This is a genomic window from Salipiger marinus (assembly GCF_900100085.1).
In the GTDB taxonomy this organism is placed as follows: Bacteria; Pseudomonadota; Alphaproteobacteria; order Rhodobacterales; family Rhodobacteraceae; genus Salipiger; species Salipiger marinus.
The window spans coordinates 1-1941 of record NZ_FNEJ01000085.1 but is presented as its reverse complement, the minus strand read 5'-3'; the positions used below and the strand labels follow the sequence as shown (position 1 = coordinate 1941).

General features: G+C 70.9%; 4 protein-coding genes. All 4 read right to left on the bottom strand.

Annotation, left to right across the window (positions count from 1 at the left end; all coding sequences use genetic code 11):
- Positions 1–64 precede the first annotated feature (64 nt).
- Positions 65–499: a hypothetical protein gene (locus BLR51_RS26945; RefSeq protein WP_089852602.1), complete on the bottom strand. Its 435-nt coding sequence runs from the start codon at positions 497–499 to the stop codon at positions 65–67.
- A complete protein-coding gene (locus BLR51_RS26940; RefSeq protein ID WP_089852601.1) occupies positions 496–1176 on the bottom strand; it encodes a DUF6441 family protein in 681 nt (226 codons plus the stop codon). The genes BLR51_RS26945 and BLR51_RS26940 overlap by 4 nt, the downstream gene beginning before the upstream one ends.
- Positions 1173–1475 carry a head-tail joining protein gene (locus BLR51_RS26935; protein ID WP_089852600.1) on the bottom strand — a complete coding sequence of 101 codons (303 nt, stop codon included), beginning with the start codon at positions 1473–1475 and terminating at the stop codon, positions 1173–1175. The genes BLR51_RS26940 and BLR51_RS26935 overlap by 4 nt, the downstream gene beginning before the upstream one ends.
- A 4-nt stretch (positions 1476–1479) precedes the next feature.
- Positions 1480–1941: hypothetical protein (locus tag BLR51_RS27955; RefSeq protein WP_089852599.1), on the bottom strand; the 462-nt coding region annotated here is incomplete at its 5' end.

The window sequence follows — 1941 nt, the reverse complement described above, 5'->3', positions numbered from 1 at the left end:
GCCAAAGGCAGGCTGACGGCGCGCGAGGAGCCGGGCCTCGTTTCCGCGGGCATTGGGCATGGGATCACTCCATCGGATTCTGGGGGGTTTCGTAGTAAAGGGTGACGGGCAGCACGGCGCCCTTCAGGCTTTCCGCGCCCTCCATGGGCACGGTGTCGCTGGTCTGCGGCGCGCCGGGCTCGCACCAGCTGACGGTGCCGCCAAGGCTGCGATCGGCCAGCAGCAGCGCCGCGACCTGCGACAGCAATGTGTCGAGCGCCGCCGCCCGCGCCGCACCCTCGGCGGCCTGCACGACACATTCGAGCTCCACCGGGCGGGACCATTCGCGGATCCCGGTGCCAAGCTGCTGGCCCTCCTCCTCGGGGTCTTCGGGGACAAGGTTGACCAGCCCCTCGGGCGGGCAGAGCACCGGCAGATCTTCCTCGCGCATCACCTGGGCGGAGAGCGGCGCCAATACCGACAATATGGCCTCAAGCGCGGCTTCGTGACGGCTGGTCATCGCCGTCTCCGCCGCCGGGGGCCCTGCGCCTGAAAGGCCGCGTCGATCTCGCGGGCAAGCCCCGCCGTCACCGAGGTGACGACAGCCTGCACGTTGAGGCGGCGGCGCAGCCGGACCTGCGGCACCAGAAAGAACATCGGCACGGTGAGCAGGCCATGACCGCTGGCCAGTGCCCGTTTGCTGCGCGACAGCGCGTAACCGCCGCGTTTGCCGCGCCGCTCGCGCTGGTTGTCGACCACCAGCAGCGCCACCTTGCCGGGCCGGTCGACAAAGCGCAGCGGGCCGTAGATATGCTCGGGAAAAGTCTGCGGGGTCAGACGTTTGCGCCCGACGCCGCGCTTTGGCGCCGCCGGTGTCGGGATGGCAAGGAAGGACCGGGTGTTGCCGCGGATGACAACCCCTTCGGCGAAAGCCCGGATCAGCTCCGGCGCCCCGGTCCGCACCACCGAGGCGGCGCCAAGCGAGGCGCCATGTTCGGGATAGACCTTCTGCTGCCAGCTGCGCGACAGCCGCTGACCGAGCCCGCCCGCCACGACATCGGCGCGCAGCGCGGTCTTCAGCCGGGCACCGGTGGTGCGGATGCCTTCGGTAACGGCAAGCGTGGTAAGGTCCAGCTCCTCCTGCAGATAGCGGCGCAGATCGCCCTGCAGAGCGGCCTCGAGGCGCGGCCCCCTCATGCCGGCACCGTGTCGAGCAGCACCTTATAGCGGCGCGGATCGCGGATCCGGTGATGCTGGACGCGGCGCCGCTCCGCCCCGATCAGCAGCACCGCCCCCTTGCCATGACCGGCAAAGGCGCTGGCGAGGATCTCGAAAAGGCCGGTGGCGCTCTGCACGCGCAGCTCGCCCAGGCTCGCGATCTCGTCAGCCCGGGCGGGCAGCAGACGCACCGGCACCGCCCCGCCGTCCGGATCGAGCGTGGCGGGCAGGCCGTGGCGCGCGAAGCTGTCCTCCAAAGCGCGCTGGAAGGGGTCCATGTCATCAGGCTCCGGTGCTGCCCGATGCCGGATCGGTGGTGTCGCCCGATGCCGGATCGGAAGCGCCCCCCGTCTCCGGCGCAGCCGGGGTAGCCGGGGCAGCGGGCGCTCCGGACTCTGCGGCTGCGGGCGCGGCGGGGATGGTCGCGGCAGGCTGGGGGCTTTGTGATGCACCAGCCTGATCCCCTTTTGCACTGTCCCCCGTGGCCGCAGGGGCAGACGGTTTGGCGTCGACAGCCGAGGTGGCTGCGGGTTTGGGCTCGGCAGGGATGGTGGCTGCGGGTTTGGGCGGTTTGGTGGTGACAGGGACATCAGCATCTTCCTCCTCCTCAACGGTCACGCGGGCCCCGGCTTTCTCCGCCTCAACGCGGGTGGCGATGGCGGCGGGCACCATGCCGGACCATCCGGCGGGCAGCGTGCGCCGGGCCGAGGGGCCGAGCTGATAGGTGAAGGCGGCGGTCATCAT

Bases quoted from the DNA above. Each gene is read 5' to 3' on its own strand.
- BLR51_RS26945 (WP_089852602.1), bottom strand. From the start codon at position 499: ATGACCAGCCGTCACGAAGCCGCGCTTGAGGCCATATTGTCGGTATTG.
- BLR51_RS26940 (WP_089852601.1), bottom strand. From the start codon at position 1,176: ATGAGGGGGCCGCGCCTCGAGGCCGCTCTGCAGGGCGATCTGCGCCGC.
- BLR51_RS26935 (WP_089852600.1), bottom strand. From the start codon at position 1,475: ATGGACCCCTTCCAGCGCGCTTTGGAGGACAGCTTCGCGCGCCACGGC.